At 65.5% G+C, this 16,905-nt stretch carries 12 protein-coding genes; 7 read left to right on the forward strand and 5 right to left on the reverse strand.

Annotation, left to right across the window (positions count from 1 at the left end):
- Positions 1-26: 26 nt before the first annotated feature.
- Positions 27-794, reverse strand: coding sequence for a DsbA family protein (locus tag AC0L2F_RS23600; RefSeq protein WP_473250028.1), 768 nt, complete (start codon positions 792-794; stop codon positions 27-29).
- A 126-nt stretch (positions 795-920) separates the two neighbouring features.
- A complete protein-coding gene (locus tag AC0L2F_RS23605) occupies positions 921-2,321 on the reverse strand; it encodes a M48 family metalloprotease (RefSeq protein WP_063992560.1) in 1,401 nt (466 codons plus the stop codon).
- A 220-nt stretch (positions 2,322-2,541) separates the two neighbouring features.
- On the opposite strand from AC0L2F_RS23605, the gene AC0L2F_RS23610 reads away from it, so the two are divergent.
- From AC0L2F_RS23610 to AC0L2F_RS23620, 3 genes are all read left to right on the forward strand, one after another.
- Positions 2,542-3,729, forward strand: a complete 1,188-nt coding sequence (locus AC0L2F_RS23610) for a pyridoxal phosphate-dependent aminotransferase (RefSeq protein WP_473250029.1) — start codon at positions 2,542-2,544, stop codon at positions 3,727-3,729.
- Between the two features lie 86 nt (positions 3,730-3,815).
- A complete protein-coding gene (locus tag AC0L2F_RS23615) occupies positions 3,816-4,370 on the forward strand; it encodes a biotin transporter BioY (protein ID WP_063992558.1) in 555 nt (184 codons plus the stop codon).
- 83 nt (positions 4,371-4,453) lie between these two features.
- Positions 4,454-5,788, forward strand: a complete 1,335-nt coding sequence (locus tag AC0L2F_RS23620; RefSeq protein WP_473250030.1) for a dicarboxylate/amino acid:cation symporter — start codon at positions 4,454-4,456, stop codon at positions 5,786-5,788.
- Positions 5,789-5,816: 28 nt separating this feature from the next.
- Here AC0L2F_RS23620 and AC0L2F_RS23625 read toward each other — a convergent pair whose 3' ends face one another.
- Entirely contained in the window at positions 5,817-6,695 is an 879-nt protein-coding gene (locus tag AC0L2F_RS23625; RefSeq protein ID WP_473250031.1) for an SDR family oxidoreductase, read from the reverse strand.
- Positions 6,696-6,783: 88 nt separating this feature from the next.
- Between AC0L2F_RS23625 and AC0L2F_RS23630 the strand changes: the two genes are divergently transcribed.
- Positions 6,784-7,620 carry a helix-turn-helix transcriptional regulator gene (locus tag AC0L2F_RS23630; protein WP_473250032.1) on the forward strand — a complete coding sequence of 279 codons (837 nt, stop codon included), beginning with the start codon at positions 6,784-6,786 and terminating at the stop codon, positions 7,618-7,620.
- Between the two features lie 63 nt (positions 7,621-7,683).
- On the opposite strand, the gene AC0L2F_RS23635 is transcribed toward AC0L2F_RS23630, so the two are convergent.
- Positions 7,684-8,916 carry an NAD(P)/FAD-dependent oxidoreductase gene (locus AC0L2F_RS23635; protein WP_473250033.1) on the reverse strand — a complete coding sequence of 411 codons (1,233 nt, stop codon included), beginning with the start codon at positions 8,914-8,916 and terminating at the stop codon, positions 7,684-7,686.
- 64 nt (positions 8,917-8,980) lie between these two features.
- Positions 8,981-11,227, reverse strand: a complete 2,247-nt coding sequence (locus tag AC0L2F_RS23640; RefSeq protein WP_473250034.1) for an Rne/Rng family ribonuclease — start codon at positions 11,225-11,227, stop codon at positions 8,981-8,983.
- Here AC0L2F_RS23640 and AC0L2F_RS23645 point away from each other — a divergent pair.
- The 3 genes from AC0L2F_RS23645 (at position 11,213) to AC0L2F_RS23655 (ending at position 16,812) form a co-directional block, all read left to right on the forward strand.
- The gene (locus AC0L2F_RS23645; protein ID WP_473250035.1) at positions 11,213-12,148 is read left to right on the forward strand and encodes a hypothetical protein; all 936 of its coding nucleotides are present in this window, start codon (positions 11,213-11,215) and stop codon (positions 12,146-12,148) included. The two genes, AC0L2F_RS23640 and AC0L2F_RS23645, sit on opposite strands and share 15 nt — an antisense overlap.
- Before the next feature lie 616 nt (positions 12,149-12,764).
- A complete protein-coding gene (locus AC0L2F_RS23650) occupies positions 12,765-14,057 on the forward strand; it encodes an N-acetylmuramoyl-L-alanine amidase (protein ID WP_063992553.1) in 1,293 nt (430 codons plus the stop codon).
- 250 nt (positions 14,058-14,307) lie between these two features.
- Positions 14,308-16,812, forward strand: coding sequence for a penicillin-binding protein 1A (locus AC0L2F_RS23655; RefSeq protein WP_473250036.1), 2,505 nt, complete (start codon positions 14,308-14,310; stop codon positions 16,810-16,812).
- Positions 16,813-16,905: the final 93 nt, after the last annotated feature.

Raw genomic sequence — 16,905 nt, forward strand, 5'->3', positions numbered from 1 at the left:
GTAGACCTAATCAGCGGATCGCCTTGTCAGCAGGTCGCCTTGCCGCAGCGGGCCAAAGCGATCTTTTCCTTCAGGCTATCGACGCCGACGGCGCCGACAACGATCTGCTTGCCGATCACGTAGCTCGGCGTGCCGTTCATGCCCATTGCTTCGGCGAGCTTGAAGTTCTCCTCGATGGTGCTGCGTACCTCGGCGCTGCCGATGTCCTTTTCGATCTTCGCGACGTCGAGGCCGGCTTCCTTGGCCGCCTGAAGCGCGCGCGCCTTGTCGGCCGCGCCACGGCCGCCGAGCAGCTTCTGGTGGAAGTCGAGGTACTTCTTGCCGGAGGGATCCTGCATCCGCACGGCGACCGCGACCTGGGCTGCTTCGACCGAGCCCTGGCTCAGCACCGGAAACTCCTTCAGCACCACCTTCAGCTTCGGATCGGCCTTCATGAGGGTGAGCATGTCGTCCATCGCGCGCTTGCAGTAGCCGCAATTGTAGTCGAAGAACTCGACGAAGGTGACGTCGCCGTCCTTGTTGCCGAGCACGACCTGGCGCGGCGAGTTGAAGATCGCATCGGAATTCTGCGCGACGCTGGCCTCGTGCTTCTGCGTCTCGGCCGCAGCCTGGCGCTTGGTGAGCTCGGCCATCGCTTCCTCGAGCACCTCGGGATGGGTGACGAGATAGTTCCTGACGATCGCCTCGATGTCCGTGCGCTGGGCATCGGAGAAGCTGTCGGCCGACGCGGGCGCGGCTGCGCCGAACATGGCGAGCGCAAACAGCGCGGGAGCAAGCAGGCGCAGCGAAGGCATAGGCAAATCCTCTTATCCAAAGCAGGTTTCGGAAAACGTCCCGGCGGACTTAAGCTCGGTGTCGTGACGTCGTTTCGTAAGGCGTCGTGGCGTAAGGCGTCGTGGTGTAAGGTCGTCTTGGTCTTGTCAGTTGCGCGGCGGTTTCGACGCCACGATGTCGTCGGCCTTGACCCATCCGGGCGTGCCGACGGCGAAACGGGTTTTCGCGCGCGTCGCAAGCTCGCGGGCGGTCTTGTTGTCGCCGCGCAGGTAAGCGGCCTGTGCCGACGCCAGATCGGCCTCGGCATAGTCGCCCTTCCGGCCATAGGCCATCGCGAGTTGCATGTAGCCGAGCACAGCCTCCGGTTCCCGTGCCACCGCGGCCCGGAGAATCCGAACGGCGTCATCGGTGTAGGCCTTATTATCGGACCCAACCAGAGCCTGCCCAAGTAACATCTCGATGAGGGGCGCGTTGTGCGAAAGTGCGACAGCCTTGCGCAGGGCTGGGATTGCCTCGGCCGGCTTGCCGCCCTCCAGCAGGGCCTGCCCGCGTACCTCGTAAAAATACGCATTGTTGGGTTGGATCTGGATCAGCGCGTCGATCTGGGTGAGCGCGCTGCGCAAATCGCCATGCAGATAGGTGCTGATGGCGCGGGCGTAGCGCGCCGGCAGGCTGTCGTTGGTCAGGGGGTAGCGGCGGTACACCGTCTCCGGCCGTTCCATGAAGGCGGAGATCTTGGCGCGCACCATGTCGTGGCGCAGCTGAAGCGCGGGATCGTCCTTCTTGTCCCAATAAGGGCTGGCGCTGGCGAACTCCTGCAGTGAAGCGACGCGCTCGGCGGGCATCGGGTGCGACTGGAGATAGGGATCGGCGCCGCGCGCCGCGAACAGGCTCTCGCTGGTGAAGCGCTTGAAGGTCTCGTACATGCCCTTCGGCGATTGCTGGGTCGCGGTCAGGAATTTCACGCCGGCGCGGTCGGCATTCTCTTCCTGCTGGCGCTGATAGGACAACAGCGACCGGCGGATCATCTCCTGCGGACCGGCCATCGCGGCCGCGCCGGCATTGGCGAGACCGTTGTTGCCGGAATTGCCGCCACGGGCGCTGCCTGCGGCAATCGCGCCGGCGCCGAGCAGCATGGCGATGATCATCTGGGTCTGGGCATTGGCGAGCTGCTCGCGCAGCTTGGACAGATGGCCGCCAGCCAGATGTCCGGTCTCGTGCGCAAGCACGCCGATGATCTGGTTCGGCGTCTCCGACTGGAGGATCGCGCCGTAATTGACGAAGATGCGGCGGCCGTCGGCGACGAAGGCGTTGAACGAGCTCTCGTTGATGATCACCATCTGGATGTTCTGCTTCTCCAGACCGGCGACGCGCAGGATCGGGCGCGTATATTCCCGCAGCAGCTGCTCGGTCTCGGTGTCGCGCAAGATCGGCGGCCCCTTGGCCTGCGCGTTCGCGGCGGAGAACGGCGTCAGCGCGATCGCAGCCGCCGCGACGAGGGAGGTGAGGGCGGTGGCCTTCTTGCGCAATGCGATCTGGAACAACATCAAACGGTCTGGGTCAAACGGTCTTGTCAGCAGGCTTGTTCAAGCATTCTTGGTGAAGCAGTTTGGTGATTGGTTTTGGCGATTGGCGGCGGACCGGATACGCGATATGCCCCTTTGAGCCGTACCCCTTATGAGCCGTACAATGCGGCCAGTCTGGGGCGCAAGCACCCCGTTTCTCCGGGTCGGACGGATCGGCCCGCCAGCGAAATAGCAGAAATCGATGCAGGATGCGACCTTGAGGAACCGGTTGGGGCAGTGGCTCGCGCCCTCCCGCCGCAGCGATGTTCCCCCGTTCATGGTGATGGACGTCATGGCCGCGGCGGCCCGAATCGAGGCCGCCGGGGGCCATGTCATCCACATGGAGGTTGGCCAGCCCGCCGCCGGCGCGCCGAAGACCGCGATTGCCGCCGCCCATGCGGCGCTCGAGGCAGGGCGGATCGATTATACCTCAGCACTCGGCATCCCCTCCTTGCGCGATCGCATCGCGCGGCATTATCGCGATGCCTATGGCTGTGACGTCAGCCCCGAGCGGGTCGTGGTGACCACCGGCTCCTCCGGCGGGTTCGTTCTGGCATTCCTCGCGATGTTCGAGCCGGGCGACCGTGTCGCCGTGACAGTGCCCGGCTATCCGCCGTACCGTCATATCCTCACCGCGCTCGGCTGCGAGCCGGTGCTGATCGAGACCACAAACGAGACGCGCCATGCGCTGACCGGCGAGGCGCTGCTGGCCGCCCATCGCAAGGCGCCGCTGAAGGGTGTGCTGGTCGGCAGTCCCGCCAATCCGACCGGGACGATGATGTCCCGCGAGGCGCTCGCCGGCCTGATCGCTGCGGCGGAAGACGCAGGTATCCGTTTCATCTCGGACGAGATCTATCACGGGCTCGACTATTCGTTTCCCGCAGTGACGGCTGCGGCGCGGTCGGACCACGCGCTCGTGATCAACTCGTTCTCGAAGTATTTCTGCATGACGGGCTGGCGCGTCGGCTGGATGGTCGTGCCCGAGATTCTGGTGCGGCCGATCGAGCGGCTGCAGCAGAACCTGTCGATCTCGGTGCCGTCGCTGTCGCAGATCGCGGCCGAAGCGGCCTTCGACGGCGCGGCCGAGATGGAGGAGATCAAGCACGGCTATCAGGAAAACCGGCGCATCCTGATCGAGGGATTGCCCAAGGCCGGCCTGACCAGGTTTCTGCCGGCCGACGGCGCGTTCTATCTCTATGCGGACGTCTCGGATTTCACCTCCGACAGTTTCGAGTTCGCGAAGCAGATGCTCGAACAGGCCCAGGTCGCGGTCACGCCGGGCCTCGACTTCGATCCCATCCATGGTCGTTCATTCATACGGCTCTCTTATGCGCGTTCGGCGGCGGAGATGCGGGAAGCAGTTGACCGGATCGCTCACTGGCTTAAATAGCCGCGAGTTTCGAAAGTCTTCTGGAGTGCAACTTGCCTGACCGTTCCGTCCCGTCTACCGCCACGCATTCTCCTCTCGCCGCATTGATGTGGCCAGTCCGGCCGGGTGAAACCGTCGGCGCCTTGCGCGCTGTCGTGCTGATTGCGCTCGGCACCGCCTTGATGGCGCTGTCGGCCAAGGTGAACCTGCCGCTGCCTTACGTGCCCATGACATTGCAGACGCTGGTCGTGTTGATGATCGGCGCCGCCTATGGCTGGCGGCTTGGCAGCGCAACCATGATCGCCTACCTCGCCGAGGGCGCGATGGGCCTGCCGGTGTTCGCCGGTCCTGTTGGTGGAATCGCACCGCTGGTCGGCCCGACCGCGGGTTATCTGTTCGGCTTCATTGGCGCCGCCTTCGTCACCGGCTGGCTCGCCGAGCGCGGCTGGGATCGCAGCGTCATGCTGCTGTTTGCGGCCATGGCTGTCGGCCACATCCTCATTCTGGCCGCGGGCTTTGGCTGGCTGGCCTTCGGGCTCGGCCTTGGCGCCGCAAAGGCGTGGCAGGTCGGCCTGATGCCGTTCGTTGCGGCGTCGCTGGTCAAGAACGCGCTGGGCGCGACGTTGATGCCGGCGATACGCCGGGTGGTCGATCGCGGGTAAAGGCGCAACATCGAGCAGTTCCGATTGACAGGGCCGGCCAAGTTGATCTTGGCTGGCCTGGCGTTTTGAGGGGGAGTGAAACAATGACGACGACAACGATGGTGGGGGCGCCGGTCGCGCCGCCCGCCGCCAAGCCGTGGTACAAGGTGCTTTATATCCAGGTGCTGATCGCGATCGTGCTCGGCGCCATCGTCGGCTGGCTCTGGCCGTCAGTCGCCACCAATGAGTGGATCAAGGCACTCGGCGACGGCTTCATCAAGCTGATCAAGATGGTGATCGCGCCGATCATCTTCTGCACGGTGGTTTCGGGCATTGCCCACATCCAGGACGCCAAGAAGGTCGGCCGCATCGGCGTCAAGGCGCTGGTCTATTTCGAGATCGTCTCGACCTTCGCGCTGGTGATCGGACTTATCATCGGCAATCTGGTGAAGCCGGGTGCGGGCTTCGGCGGCGCCGCCGCCAACGCGCAGGCCGTCGCCAACTACGCCAAGCAGGCCGAAGGCCAGAAGTCGGTCGACTTCGTGCTGCACATCATTCCGGACACCGTCGTCGGCGCCTTCGCGCAAGGCGAGATCCTGCAGGTGCTGCTATTCTCGGTGCTGTTCGGCTTCGCCATCATGGGGCTCGGCGAGCGCGGCCACACCATCCGCAGCTTCATCGACGACGCCGCGCATGCGGTGTTCGGCGTCATCTCCATCGTGATGCGCGCAGCCCCGATCGGCGCCTTCGGCGCGATGGCCTACACCATCGGCAAGTTCGGCACCGGGGCGATCCTCAACCTGATCGGCCTGATCGCGACATTCTACCTGACCGCGGCGCTGTTCGTGTTCGTCGTGCTCGGGATCATCGCGCGCTTCGCCGGCTTCTCCATCTTCAAGTTCCTCGCCTATATCAAGGATGAGCTGCTGATCGTGCTCGGCACCTCGTCCTCGGAAAGCGCGTTGCCGTCCTTGATGGAAAAGCTCGAGCGCCTCGGCTGCTCCAAATCGGTGGTCGGCCTCGTGGTGCCCACGGGCTATTCGTTCAATCTCGACGGCACCAACATCTACATGACACTGGCGACGCTGTTCATTGCGCAGGCGCTGGGCTTCGATCTCTCCTTCGGCCAGCAGCTCACCATCCTGGTGGTGGCGATGCTGACCTCAAAGGGCGCCTCCGGCATCACGGGCGCGGGCTTCATCACGCTGGCGGCGACGCTCGCCGTGGTCGATCCGCGCCTCGTGCCGGGCATGGCGATCGTGCTCGGCATCGACAAGTTCATGAGCGAGTGCCGCGCGCTGACCAACCTATGCGGCAACGGCGTCGCCTGCGTGATCGTCGCCTGGTGGGAGGGCGAACTCGATCGCGACAAGCTCAACGCCAACCTCGCCAAGCAGATCGATCCGACCGACATGGAAACGGCGCTCACGACGGACTGATCTGCAAGCTGTCACCGACGGCGCGCCGTCAGGTCTTGAAATAGCAGGGCTGGTCGAGATCCTCGATCAGCCCTTTTTCTTGCGGCGACCAGCCGAGAGCAGCACGCGTCAACGCGCTCGAGGTCGGAACGTCGGCGGCCGCGAACTGTGCGAACCAGCCGAAATGCGCGGTCGCTTCCTCGGGCGATTGGGACACCACGGGCACGCCGAGCCGCCGGCCGATCACTTCCGCAATCGCCTTGAACGGCACACCTTCCTCGGCGATCGCGTGATAGTGCTTCGCGGTTGCGCCTTGCTCCAGCGCCAGCCGGTAGACGCGCGCGGCGTCGAAGCGGTGCGCGGCGGGCCAGCGGTTGCTGCCATCGCCGACATAGGCCGATACGCCTTTCTGGCGCGCGAGGTTGATCAGGATCGGGACGAAGCCGTGGTCGCCCTCGCCATGCGTGGAGGGCGGAAGACGCACAACGGCGGCGCGGAGGCCGGCCAGCGACAGCGCGGTCGCTTCCGACACGCGCGGAAAGCGCTGCGCCGACACATCATCCTCGGTGGCGAGGCGGCCGGGCGCAAGCAGCGCGACGCCGGAGGTGACGATGAGAGGGCGACCGGAGCCCTTGAGTTCCTCGCCGATCTCCAGGATCGCGCGGCGGTCGAGCTCGCAATTGTCGGCGAATTTCGAGAAATCGTGGTTGAAGCCGAGGTGCAGGACGCCATCCGTTGCAGCGGCGCCGCTGCGCAAGGACGCGTGGTCCTCTAGCGACCCGCGGTGGACATCGGCGCCCATCGCGGCGAGCGCGGCGGCTCCCGCGTCGGAGCGGGCGAGGCCCGTGACCCGGTGGCCGGCGGCGATCAGATCGCGGACGACGGCGGAGCCGACGAAGCCGGTGGCGCCAGTGACGAAAACACGCATCAGGATCTCCAGGGTTGTGGAGACGACCATCCGCGCTAGGATTATCCGGGTAAAGTAGTGACATTATCGGGGTATAATAGCTAACAGGATGAGCGAGACCGCTTCAGCCGAAAACCTGCTCGGGGCCTACCTCAAGGACCGCCGCACCCGGCTCGACGCCGCCGCGTTCGGCTTCGCGGGTAGCCGCAGGCGTACGCCGGGACTCCGCCGCGAGGAGGTGGCGCAGCGCGCCAATATCAGCCCGACCTGGTACACTTGGCTCGAGCAGGGCCGCGGCGGCGCACCGTCGCCCGATGTGCTCGACCGCATCGCGCGAGCGCTGATGCTGACCGATGTCGAGCGTGAGCATTTGTTCCTGATCGGACTCGGCCGCCCACCCGAGGTGCGCTACCAGGCGAGCGAAGGCGTCTCGCCGCGGCTGCAGCGCGTGCTCGATGCGTTCGCGTTCAGCCCGGCGCTGGTGCGGACCGTGACCTGGGACGTCGTCGCCTGGAATCGTGCCGCAAGCGCCGTGCTGACCGACTACGGCGCGATCCCGCCGGGACAGCGCAACATCCTGCGCTTCATCTTCTGCGATCCGCGCGTGCGCGCCGCGCAATACGATTGGGACAGCGTGGCGCGCTTCGTGGTCGCGGCGTTCCGGGCGGACGCCGCGCGGGCCGGCGCGGTCTCGCATGTCGCCGATTTTGTCGACGAGCTGTGCCGGACCAGCTCGGAATTCGCCGCGCTCTGGCGCGACAATGACGTACGTCACCACGGCGACGGCACCAAGCGGCTGCGGCACCCTGTTCACGGCACGATGTCGTTCGAATATTCGAGCTTCAATGTCGAAGGCCGCTCCGATCTCAGCATGATCGTCTACAACCCCGCGACTCCCGAAGACGCCGACCGCATCAGGACACTGCTCGCCGAGCGCGCTGACTGACGGAATTTGCGCGCTCGCGCGTCTAAGGCGCATCTGGCGGAGCGCTCGCTGCCAAAGCCGAAGCTAGAACCGCTCCGGCCGGTATGGCGTCGGATCGATCGCGGGCGTTTCGCCGCTCATTATCTCGGCGAGCAGGCGCCCGGTTGCGGGGCCCAGCGTAAAGCCCTGGTGGCCGTGGCCAAAGTTCATCCAGAGGCCGGGATGGCGTGGGGCAGGGCCGAGCACCGGCAGCATGTCGGGTGTGCAGGGGCGGGTGCCGAACCATGGGTCGGGCTCGACCCGCTTGCCGAGGTCGATCAGCTCGCGCGCGGAGGCTTCGGCGCTGGCGAGCTGCACGGGCGTCGCGAGCGCATCCGGTCCGGTCAGCTCCGCGCCGGTGGTGATGCGAATGCCTTTGGCCATCGGACCCATGGCGTAGCCGCCGGCCTTGTCGACCAGCGGCAGATCAAGCGAGGCGCCGCCGCTGTAATGCATGTGGTAGCCGCGCTTGCGCACCAGCGGGATGCGATAGCCGAATTTGAGCAGGAGATCGGGCGACCACGGCCCGAGCGTCACCACGGCGTGGGCGGCGTCGATGTGCCCCTGGTCTGTCTTGACCGACCAGCCGGTGGCGGTCTGCTGCAGGCTTTGGGCGTCACCGAGCACGATGGCGCCGCCGAGGCGCTCGAACAGATCGGCATAGGCCGTGACCAGCGCGCCGGGATCGGACACGGTCCAGGTGTCGAGCCAATGGATCGCGCCGGGCAAATCGTCGCGCAGGACAGGTTCGGCCTTGGCGAGCTCGGCGCCCGAGAGCGCGCGAAACCTCACGCCGAATTCGCGCTGGTCTTCTTCCGCCGCCTTGACGGCCAGATCGAACGAAGCTGCGTCGCGATGCAGGTGTCGGTACCCCGCGCGGCGGATCAGATTGTCGGCGTGGGCTTCGCGAATGAGGATGTCGTGCTCCGCCGTCGCGTAGGCGATCAGCCGCGCCCAGGCGTCGATCGCCTCGCGATGCCGCTTCGGCGCCGAATGCCACCAATAGCGGAGCAGGGGCTCGATATGGAGATGAAGCGACGACAGGCTGTAACGCACGTCGTTGGTGCGGCCGGTCGCGATCTTCAGGAGCGTGGCGAGGTCGCGCGGCATCGGATAAGGGCGCACCGCTTCCGCCTGGATCATCCCCGCATTGCCGTAGCTGGTCTCGCGGCCCGGCTCCCTGCGGTCGATCAGCGTGACGGACCAGCCGCGCTGCTGCAGGTGCAGAGCCGCGCTAACGCCGATCATGCCGCCGCCGAGGACGATCACGCTTTGCATTGAACTGACCTCGCCAAATCAAAACCGCCCGGCTTGGCCGGGCGGTTTCAACTGTCTCGTTGCTCTATTCGCCGCCGCCGAAGCGGCGCGACCACCAGCCGGCGCGACGCGGTGCGGCCGAGGTTTCGCTTGCCGCTGCGGGCGCGGGCTCCGGAGCCGGTGCGGGCGGGGCAACCGGCTCGGCCGCCTGTGTAACCGGTGCCGGTTCACTCTGGCTGCTCGACAGAAAGCTCACCTTTTCCCGAACCGTCGAACGGCGTCGTGCGGCCTTGTCGTCGGCGTGCTCTTCGTCCGCGGCAGCAGGAGCCGGCTCAGGCTTGGCCACTGCCTCAATCCGTGCTTCGGCGCGCGGCTCAGGCTGGGTGACCTGAGGTTCTGACGTGTGCTCGGCCTGTGCGATCGAGGGCGCAGCCTCGCCGCTAAAACCATCGAAATCGGCAACTGCATCGGTCGCTTCCGACGGCGCACTGGCCGCGAGCTCGTCGCCGATGGAGCCGGCGAGACCTTCCTCGCCAGGACCGCGACGGCGGCGGCCACCCCGGCGACCACGCCGGCGGCGGCGATCGGCGCTGCCCTGCTGCTCGCCACGGGCTGCCTGTTCCTCGCCTTCCTCGCCTTCTGGCTCGGCCTCGGCATCCTCTTCGCCTTCAGCGGCCGCCATGGCCGTCTCGGCAAGAGCGGGAGCGCCATCCTCGCGCGTCTCCTCGTCGCGCGGGCCACCGCGACCGCGGCGCCGACGGCGACGCTTGCGGCGCTGGCTGTCTTGCTCGGTAGCGGCGTCGCCTGCGGCCTGCTCCTCGACGAGACCTTCAGTCTCCTCGGTCTCAACCTCGGATTCGGTCTCCGGATCGAACTCCTCGTCGTCATAGGCCTCTTCGACCAGGGGCGGCGGGCTCGCGGCCGCCTGCGCCGCCAGCAGAGCCTTGGCGGCTTCCAGCGTATGCACCTGCTCGCCGCGGTCGATGAGATAGGCCTGAGGCCCGTTGACGCTCGGGTCGGCGATAACCGACAACGTGACCTTGAAACCGTTCTCGAGGTCGCGCAGATGGCCGCGCTTGTGGTTCAGCACATAGAGCGCGACGTCGGTGCGGGTGCGGACCACGAGGTTGTGGGTCGCGCCCTTCATCAGGATCTCTTCGAGGCCGCGCAGCAATTGGAGCGCAACCGAGGACACCGAGCGCACATGGCCGGTGCCGCCGCAATGCGTGCAGGGATCGGTCGAGGACTCCAGCACGCTGGCGCGGATGCGCTGGCGTGACATCTCGAGCAGGCCGAAATGCGAGATGCGGCCGACCTGGATGCGCGCGCGGTCCTGCCGGAGGCAATCGGACAGCTTGCGTTCGACCGCGCGGTTGTTGCGCTTCTCGTCCATGTCGATGAAGTCGATGACGATCAGGCCGGCGAGATCACGCAGCCGAAGCTGACGCGCGACCTCCTCAGAAGCCTCGAGATTGGTCTTGAGCGCGGTGTCCTCGATATGATGCTCGCGCGTCGAACGACCCGAGTTGACGTCGATCGAGACCAGCGCTTCGGTCTGGTTGATGACGATGTAGCCGCCGGACCGCAACTGCACGGTCGGCGAGAACATCGCATCCAGCTGGCTTTCGACGCCCATGCGCGAGAACAGCGGCTGGCCGTCGCGATACTGCTTCACCGCGCTCACATTGGCGGGCATCAGCATCTTCATGAAGTCGCGCGCTTCGCGGTAGCCGGATTCACCGGCAACTGAGATCTCGTCGATCTCCTTGTTGTAGAGGTCGCGCAGCGAGCGTTTGATCAGCGAGCCTTCCTCGTAGACGAGGGTCGGGGCCTGCGACTTCAGCGTCATGTCGCGCACCGTCTCCCACATCCGGATCAGGTACTCGAAATCGCGCTTGATCTCGGGCTTGGTGCGGGCGGCACCCGCGGTGCGCAGAATGATCCCCATGCCCTCGGGCACGTCGAGATCCTGCACCACTTCCTTCAGGCGCGAACGGTCCTGCGCGCTCGTGATCTTGCGACTGATGCCGCCGCCGCGTGCGGTGTTCGGCATCAAGACGGCGTAGCGGCCGGCGAGCGAGAGGTAGGTCGTCAGCGCCGCGCCCTTATTGCCGCGCTCTTCCTTGACGACCTGCACCAGCATCACCTGGCGGCGCTTGATGACTTCCTGGATCTTGTATTGGCGGCGGGGACGGAAGGTGCGCTCCGGCACTTCCTCCAGCACATCGTCGCCACCGACGGATTCAACGACGTCCTCTTCGGCTTCCTCGTCGTCTTCGTCTTCGTCATCATCCTCGGCCGTCGCATCGGAGTCGTGATGCGGAGCCTGCACACTCTCGCCGGGGGCGTACACGGCGTCGGCAGGTTCGACGGCCGATGTCACGGCCTCGGCAAGATCGTGGGCGTGTGCGTCGGAGGCAAACTCCTCCGGCTCGGCGACGGCCTCGGTGGCGACCGCGGGCTCGGCGCCGATTGCTGCGACAGGCGCCGGTGTCTCGTCGGCATGTTCATGGTCGTGATGATCGTGCTCGCCATGATGATCGTCGTCGTGATGATCATGGGAGTGATGATCGTCACCATGGGCATGATGATCGTCATGATCATGTCCTTGGTGGTCATGTGCTTCGTGGCCGTGATCGTGATGATCGTGGCCTTCGTGCTCGCCGTGATGCTCTGCGCCGGCGTGCAGGTGCTCGCCCTCGTGCGAAGCGCCCTCGGGCAGGGCCTCGCCCTGAACCTGTCGGGCCGCGGGATCGCTGCCTTCGACGACGTCGCTGCGGACGCGCTCGCCATGGCTGCGGCGGCGGGAATTGCGGTGGCGGGAGCGGCGGCGGCCCTGGGAACGGTTCTCGCTCTCTTCCTCGGCCTCGCGATGGGCCTGCTCTTCGGCTTCGATCAGCGCCTGCCGGTCGGCAACCGGGATCTGGTAGTAGTCGGGATGGATTTCGCTGAAGGCGAGGAAGCCGTGGCGGTTGCCGCCATATTCGACGAAAGCGGCCTGGAGCGAGGGTTCGACCCTTGTGACCTTGGCGAGGTAGATATTCCCGCGCAGTTGCTTGCGTTGCGCGGTCTCGAAATCAAACTCTTCGACGCGATTGCCGCGGACCACGACGACCCGGGTCTCTTCCGGGTGGGTGGCATCGATCAACATCTTGTTGGGCATGTCTTAACTCTTGGCGGCGGCGGGCGCGATTCACCGTGGGCGCCATCAGCGCTGCCGGGTGACGCGACGGTCCACCTGATTCGGGGGTGAGGGGAAGGCCGAAACGCCGTCTCTCGCGCCTTGCCGAACCGGAAGCCGGAGGACCAAAGTGGCGCGCGGAATTTTCACTCCGCAGCGTCGCGAATGGTCCTTCAGAATTGGTCGGCACAGTCTGGCGCATCAAGCGTCGGCCCGTATGAAACATTGGGCGGCGGGGCCGCCCCTCAATCAGTTGCTGTTGGCCAGGCATGGCGCGAGCGCGCTCGCCTTGGGTATTACGAACCGCTCCCTTGGGATTAAGGGACCGGGTAACGGGTTGCACCGCTGTCAGAACCGTCCCGGAAACGTGGTGGTAACCGGGGACCGTTCCGCCGCCGGGGCTTGCCCCCGCTCCACCTCGCTGCCGCGCACCGCGCTGGACCTAGAGGGGAACGGAAAAACGCTGGAATTCCCAAACCTTGAGAGTTCCGGCGCTGCACCGGGAGGCTGAATGCGACACAACCGGAAATATCGGCCGTCAGCATTCCGTACATACGTGGATTGGGCCATCCGTGCAAGGAGCGTCGCACGGCGGTCACAGTCAGCGAGTTTCGCGTGTCTGTCATTAAGGATCGTTTAACCCTGTGGTTCTATTGCGTTAAAGAGGCTGCTCGGAGGCACGGAATCGGTGGCGAGCCGCGCAAATCAAAGGATCTTGCTGGGATGCGTGCTGCTCTGCGCGGCGGCATTGCCGTGTGCTGATTCCTCGCGCCTGAAGGCCGCGGAAAGTCAGTCTCAACCCGCTGTTGCATCAGCGAATTTCCCAACGGCCTCGGCCGCCCGGCTGGCCGGTGACGGCAAGCAAACGCGCTTTGTCCTCGACATCGATCAGACCGTTAGCTTCCGCGCCGTCACCCTGGCCGACCCGTATCGGGTGGTGGTCGACGTTCCCCAGGTCAATTTTCAGCTTCCCGCCGGCACCGGGGCCGGCGGACGCGGACTGGTCAAGGCCTTCCGCTATGGGCTGGTGATGCCCGGCGGCTCCCGAATCGTGTTCGACCTGACGGGCCCGGCCAAGATCGCCAATTCCTACGTGGTGGAGGCTGCCAACGGTCAGCCCGCGCGGCTGGTGCTCGAAATGGAGGAGGTCGAGCGCACCGCCTTCGTGCCGTCGCTGGCTCCGGAAAACCGTCCTGAGCTGCGGCCGGCAATTGCCGATCCGCCGCCCGTGACGGTTCCCACATCTGCACATCCTGAAGCCGGGCAGAAGGCCGATGGCCGCGCGGTGGTCGTTATCGATCCCGGCCATGGCGGCATCGACAATGGCACGCAGTCGAGCGGCGAGAGCGAGAAGAATCTGGTGCTGGCCTTTGGTCTTGCGTTGCGCGAACGGCTGGAAAAGACCGGCAAATATCGCGTGGTGATGACACGGGACGACGACACCTTCATCCCGCTCAACGACCGGGTCAAAGTCGCCCGCAGCCTCAAGGCGGCGTTGTTCGTCTCTATCCATGCCGACGCGCTGCCGCGCGCCGAGGGCGATGCGCAGGGCGCGACCATCTACACGCTGTCCGACAAGGCCTCCGACGCCGAGGCGCAGCGGCTGGCGGATGCGGAAAACCGGGCGGACGCCATCGCCGGCTTCAACCTCGCGGAGGAGCCGACCGATGTCGCCGACATCCTGATCGATCTCACCCAGCGGGAAACCCGCACCTTTTCAAGTCGTTTTGCCCGCCTGTTGATGGGCGAAATGAAGTCGACGGTGCGGATGCACAAGCATCCCCTGAAGTCGGCCGGCTTCCGGGTGCTGAAGGCGCCCGACGTGCCGTCGGTCTTGGTCGAGATCGGCTATGTCTCCAACAAGGGCGATCTCGAGCATCTGGTCTCCGAGGGATGGCGGTCGCGTGCCGTGGGCTCGATGGCCCAGGCGATCGACGGGTTTTTGGCCAAGCGGATGGCCACGGCCGGGTCCTCGAATTGAGAGTGATTTTCCGTCCCGCCGCAAAAGCCCTAGTTTGGCCACAGCGGGCGCTTTATAAAAACGCCGCAGGGGGTTCCGGAATCGGCGAGAATCCCGCTCGGCAAGCGTCTTGAGTCCGGCACTGATAGTATTGAGTAAGGCCGGTGAATTCGCGATGGTTTGGTGCCTGTTTCGGGTGCCGAGGGCTGATCTTAAGCCGGTCTTGGGCTGATCTTTGGGCTGATCCAGAGTTTGAACGGATAAACAGATAATGCGCTTGCTGGTGCGGTTCATGGGCTTCCTGTTCGCCGCGGGAACGGTGTTGTTCCTTGTCGGGGTCGGTGCCGTCGCAGGCCTGATCTGGCATTTCTCCAAGGACTTGCCGGACTACTCTCAGCTTCAGGATTACGAGCCGCCGGTGATGACCCGCGTGCACGCGACCGACGGCTCGCTGCTCGGCGAATACGCCAAGGAGCGGCGGCTCTACCTGCCGATCCAGGCGGTGCCGAAACTCGTGATCAATGCCTTCCTCGCCGCCGAGGACAAGAATTTCTACGAGCATGGCGGCATCGACTACACCGGCATGGCGCGCGCCGGCGTGGTCTACATCCAGAACTACGGCTCCAACCGTCGTCCGCAGGGCGCTTCCACGATCACCCAGCAGGTCGCCAAGAACTTCCTTCTGACCAACGAGGTCTCCTTCGCCCGCAAGATCAAGGAAGCCTTGCTGGCCATGCGGATCGAGAAGACCTACTCGAAGGACAAGATCCTCGAGCTGTATCTGAATGAAATCTATCTGGGCCTCGGCGCCTACGGCATCGCAGCCGCGTCGCTGGTTTATTTCGACAAGTCGGTGAACGAGCTGACGGTGGCGGAAGCGTCCTATCTCGCGGCGCTGCCGAAGATGCCCGCGACGCTGCATCCGGTCCGCAACCGCGACCGCGCCATCGAGCGCCGCAACTACGTGATCGACCGTCTGCTCGAGAACGGCTGGGTCAAGCAGGCCGACGCCGACAAGGCGCGCAAGGAGCCGCTGGTCGTTACCAGCCGTTCCAACGGCGCCCACACTTTCGCCGGCGAATATTTCGCCGAGGAAGTGCGCCGCGACATCTTCGAGCGCTATGGCGAGAAGAAGCTGTACGAGGGCGGCCTCTCGGTCCGCACCACGCTCGATCCCAAGATTCAGGTCATGGCGCGCAAGACCATGGTCGCCGGTCTCGTGAACTATGACGAGCAACAGGGCTATCGCGGCGCCATCAGCAAGCTCGACATTTCGGGCGACTGGGGCGTGAAGCTCGCCGAGATCAAGTCTCTGTCCGATATCTCGCCGTGGCGCATGGCCGTGGTGCTGGAGACCAGCGACCAGTCGGCGCGCATCGGCTTCCAGCCGAGCCGCGAGCTCGGCGGCGCCGTCAGCAAGCAGCGCGAGACCGGCCTCATCACGCTCGACGGCATCAAATGGGCAAAGTCGGCCTCCGGCGCCACGAAGGGCAGGGCGGCGAGTGCGGTGTCGCAAGTGCTCCAGCCCGGCGACGTGATCTACGCCGATCCGCTGTACAAGGACGCCCAGCCTGTCGAAGGCCAGTACCGGCTGCGCCAGATCCCCGAAGTGTCCGGCGCGATGGTGGTGATGGACCCCTGGACCGGTCGCGTGCTGGCAATGGTCGGCGGCTTCTCGTTCGACCAGAGCCAGTTCAACCGCGCCACGCAGGCCTATCGACAGCCCGGTTCGTCGTTCAAACCGATCGTCTATTCGGCCGCGCTCGACAACGGCTATACGCCTTCGACTGTCGTGCTCGACGCCCCCATCGAAATCGACCAGGGCCAGGGCGCCGGCGTGTGGCGGCCTGAAAACTTCTCCTCGGGCAAATTCCAGGGCCCGGTGACGCTGCGCAACGCGCTGCGGCAGTCGCTCAACACGGTGACGGTGCGCCTCGCCCAGGACATCGGCATGCCCCTGATCGGCGAATATGCCCGCCGCTTCGGCGTCTATGACGAACTGCCGAACTATCTCTCCTACGCGCTTGGCGCCGGCGAGACCACGGCGATGCGCATGGTCACGGCCTATTCGATGCTCGCCAATGGCGGTCGCCGGGTGAAGCCGACCCTGATCGACCGCATCCAGGATCGCTACGGCCACACCATCTTCAAGCACGACCAGCGCGAATGCCGTGGCTGCGACGCGCCGGGCGGCTGGAAGAACCAGAACGAGCCGCAGCTGATCGACCGCCGCGAGCAGGTGCTGGATTCCATGACCGCCTATCAGATCACCGAGCTGATGGAAGGTGTGGTCCAGGCCGGTACTGCCACCGTGGTCAAGCAGGTCGGCAAGCCGATCGCCGGCAAGACCGGCACCACCAATGAGGCCAAGGACGCCTGGTTCGTCGGCTTCTCGCCCGACGTCGCCGTCGCCATCTATATGGGCTACGACAAGCCGCGTCCGCTCGGCAAGGGTAACGCCGCGACCGGCGGCCATCTCGCAGCCCCCATCGCGCGCGACTTCCTCCAGCTGGCGCTCGCCGACAAGCCGGCGGTCCCGTTCAAGGTGCCGGCCGGCATCAAGCTGGTGCGGGTCGTCGCCAAGACCGGCATGCGCGCCGGTCCGGGCGAGACCGGCGGAACCATCCTGGAAGCCTTCAAGCCGGGCACGGCGCCGCCGGATAATTATTCCGTCATCGGCGTTGCCGATGCCGACGGCCGGATGCCGGCGTCACAGCAGCAGCAGCAGCCGGATTCCGGTTTCTTCATGCGGCCGGGCACCGGCGGGCTGTACTAGGGCTTAGGACAAGACAGACGTTCGTCGCCGCGGCGGTTGCGCTTTGCAGCCGCCGCCGCTACATCCCGTTGTCATGAGACGCGGAACAATTCC

The sequence above is a fragment of the Bradyrhizobium sp. Ken64 genome, assembly GCF_055807555.1.

What these genes read in the sequence shown, in the direction of transcription:
- AC0L2F_RS23600 (WP_473250028.1), bottom strand. Translation starts at nt 794, where the DNA reads ATGCCTTCGCTGCGCCTGCTTGCTCCCGCGCTGTTTGCGCTCGCCATG.
- AC0L2F_RS23605 (WP_063992560.1), bottom strand. Translation starts at nt 2,321, where the DNA reads ATGTTGTTCCAGATCGCATTGCGCAAGAAGGCCACCGCCCTCACCTCC.
- AC0L2F_RS23610 (WP_473250029.1), top strand. Translation starts at nt 2,542, where the DNA reads ATGCAGGATGCGACCTTGAGGAACCGGTTGGGGCAGTGGCTCGCGCCC.
- AC0L2F_RS23615 (WP_063992558.1), top strand. Translation starts at nt 3,816, where the DNA reads ATGTGGCCAGTCCGGCCGGGTGAAACCGTCGGCGCCTTGCGCGCTGTC.
- AC0L2F_RS23620 (WP_473250030.1), top strand. Translation starts at nt 4,454, where the DNA reads ATGACGACGACAACGATGGTGGGGGCGCCGGTCGCGCCGCCCGCCGCC.
- AC0L2F_RS23625 (WP_473250031.1), bottom strand. Translation starts at nt 6,695, where the DNA reads ATGCGTGTTTTCGTCACTGGCGCCACCGGCTTCGTCGGCTCCGCCGTC.
- AC0L2F_RS23630 (WP_473250032.1), top strand. Translation starts at nt 6,784, where the DNA reads ATGAGCGAGACCGCTTCAGCCGAAAACCTGCTCGGGGCCTACCTCAAG.
- AC0L2F_RS23635 (WP_473250033.1), bottom strand. Translation starts at nt 8,916, where the DNA reads ATGCAAAGCGTGATCGTCCTCGGCGGCGGCATGATCGGCGTTAGCGCG.
- AC0L2F_RS23645 (WP_473250035.1), top strand. Translation starts at nt 11,213, where the DNA reads ATGCGGAGCCTGCACACTCTCGCCGGGGGCGTACACGGCGTCGGCAGG.
- AC0L2F_RS23655 (WP_473250036.1), top strand. Translation starts at nt 14,308, where the DNA reads ATGCGCTTGCTGGTGCGGTTCATGGGCTTCCTGTTCGCCGCGGGAACG.